The sequence below is a fragment of the Aquabacterium sp. genome, assembly GCF_004297345.1.
Taxonomy (GTDB): domain Bacteria; phylum Pseudomonadota; class Gammaproteobacteria; order Burkholderiales; family Burkholderiaceae_C; genus Aquabacterium.
Map to the genome: position 1 here is coordinate 1 of NZ_SCTN01000458.1, position 2,410 is coordinate 2,410.

Below are 2,410 nucleotides of genomic sequence, written 5' to 3' on the forward strand. Positions count from 1 at the left end.
TCTGCCCGGAAATCATGGGCACCTTGTGCACCTCCGGGAAGCTGGCCTGATAGCCAATGATGCCGTGGCAACCGATGCACATCGCCACCTTGGATTTGGCCGCAGCCGCATCGCCGGGTTTGGCGTCCTGGGCCATGGCCCCCGAAGCAATGAGACCTGCGAAAGTGATCAGGCCAAGATGTCGAATGATTTTGTTGGGCTGTGTTTTCATGTGTCAGGCAGGAGAAAATAACCGGCAAGTGGAAAAACACGAGACTGCACCCCATTATTAGGGGCGCGCCTATACTGGAACACAGTAACAACCCGGCTGAGTTAGCGCATGAAATTCCAAGGTACCGATCAATATGTGGCCACCGACGACCTGAAACTGGCCGTCAATGCAGCGTTGAAGCTACAGCGCCCCTTGCTTGTCAAGGGTGAACCGGGTACAGGCAAGACGATGCTGGCCGAGCAGGTGTCGGAAGCGCTGGGCATGCCCCTGCTGCAATGGCACATCAAATCGACCACCAAGGCGCAGCAAGGTTTGTACGAATACGACGCCGTCAGCCGCCTGCGCGACAGCCAGTTGGGTGACGAAAAGGTGCGCGACATCCACAACTACATCGTCAAGGGTGTGCTGTGGCAGGCCTTCGACGCAGACCAGCCCGTGGCCCTGCTGATCGACGAAATCGACAAAGCCGATATCGAGTTCCCGAACGACCTGCTGCGCGAAATCGACCGCATGGAGTTCTACGTCTACGAGACACGGCAGCTCATCAAGGCCAAGAACCGTCCCCTGGTCATCATCACGTCGAACAACGAAAAAGACCTGCCGGACGCCTTCCTGCGTCGCTGCTTCTTCCACTACATCCGCTTCCCGGATGCGGCCGTGATGAAACAGATCGTGGAAGTGCACTTCCCGCACATCAAGCAGGATTTGCTGGCGGCCGCCATGCGCCACTTCTACGAAGTGCGCAACCTGCCCGGCCTGAAGAAGAAGCCCAGCACCTCCGAGTTGATCGACTGGCTCAAGCTGCTGGTGGCCGAAGACATCCCTGTGGAAGCGCTGCAAAGCAAGGACGACAAGGTCAGCGTGCCGCCTTTGGTGGGCGCCTTGCTCAAGAACGAGCAGGATATGAGCCTGTTCGAAAAGCTGGTCTACATGGCCCGCAACAACCGCTGATCGAGCGCTGATCTTTGGCTGGCCTGGCCGCCCTCAGGCCTTCAGGCCTGGCGGCTTCGGTTCACCCGATCTGCTGCCATCACCACCCGGTTGCGGCCCTCGGCCTTGGCCTGGTAGAGCGCTTCATCAGCGCGCTTGAGCAAGGCCTGCAAGGTCTCGCCGGGAGCGTCGGCGCAAGCCAGGCCGGTGCTGATGCTGACGGCGATATGCTCGTCGCCCCACGGGATGTTGATCTGGCAGACGGCCTCGCGCAGTCGTTCGGCGGCCTGCAGGGCACCGTCGTGTACGGTGTGGGGCAGCAGGATGCAGAACTCTTCGCCACCATAGCGCGCCACGCGGTCTACCTCGCGGGCTTTGGCTTGCAGCGTGCGTGACACGGCGCACAGCACCGCGTCCCCGGCGGCGTGCCCCAGGCGGTCATTGATGCGCTTGAAGTGGTCGATGTCGACCAGCAACACGGTGTAGGGATCCCCGAAGCGTTGCAGGCGCTGGTCTTCCCGATCCAACAGGTATTCGATAGCGCGGCGGTTGAGCAGGCCGGTCAGCGCATCATGGTGCGACAGATGCTCCAGGCGTCGAACCAGCCGCATCACCACGATGTAGCCGAGCACAAAGCTGGCCAGAATCGACATGGCCACGCTGGCAAACGCGAAGATGAACTCGGACATCTCGCTCGACCAGCTCCGCCATGGCCAGTGCACGGAGGGCGTCATGCCCGTGATCGCGACCACGGCAAAAACGGCTACAGCCAGGCTCAACATGCCCGAATGCATCCAGGCCGTCACCGCATTGAATTCGGTGCGCAAAGGCTGGAACGTTTCTTTGGCCGTGCGCCCAAGGACCAGGCACATGGCCAGGCTGCTGGCGACGACACCGGCCGTGTACCAGCCCAGTCGCAGGCACACCGTGATGTTGAACAGCGTGATGCCCACGGCCATGACGGTGTGCATCACATCCGTCAGGCGCAGTTTGAGGAAGAATTGCAGGCCACGGCGCAGCGAGGTGGCACCCAGCACCACGAGCGAACTGGCCAGCGCAATGCGCATGGCTTCGCTACCCAATTCAGGCAGAAGCGGCAGCGCCAGGGCCATGCCATTGGCCAGGCTGGCCAGCATCCAGTGACGCGCGGCCTTGCGTGACAGCCCCAGCCACGAGCCCGCCACCCACCACATCGTCGTCGTCAGACAATGCGTGAGCAGGATAAAGGCCAATAACAAATGGCGGGCTTCCATGATTACTGCGTGGTCA

General features: G+C 61.1%; 3 protein-coding genes. 1 reads left to right on the forward strand and 2 read right to left on the reverse strand.

The window, feature by feature from the left end:
* A partial coding sequence (locus tag EPO09_RS17755) for a cytochrome c (RefSeq protein ID WP_367200087.1) occupies nt 1–211 on the reverse strand: 211 nt, incomplete at its 3' end.
* Nucleotides 212–319: 108 nt separating this feature from the next.
* Between EPO09_RS17755 and EPO09_RS17760 the strand changes: the two genes are divergently transcribed.
* Nucleotides 320–1,162, forward strand: a complete 843-nt coding sequence (locus tag EPO09_RS17760; RefSeq protein WP_290645100.1) for a MoxR family ATPase — start codon at nt 320–322, stop codon at nt 1,160–1,162.
* Between the two features lie 41 nt (nt 1,163–1,203).
* Here the strand turns inward: EPO09_RS17760 and EPO09_RS17765 are convergent.
* A partial coding sequence (locus EPO09_RS17765; protein ID WP_290645104.1) for a GGDEF domain-containing protein occupies nt 1,204–2,410 on the reverse strand: 1,207 nt, incomplete at its 5' end.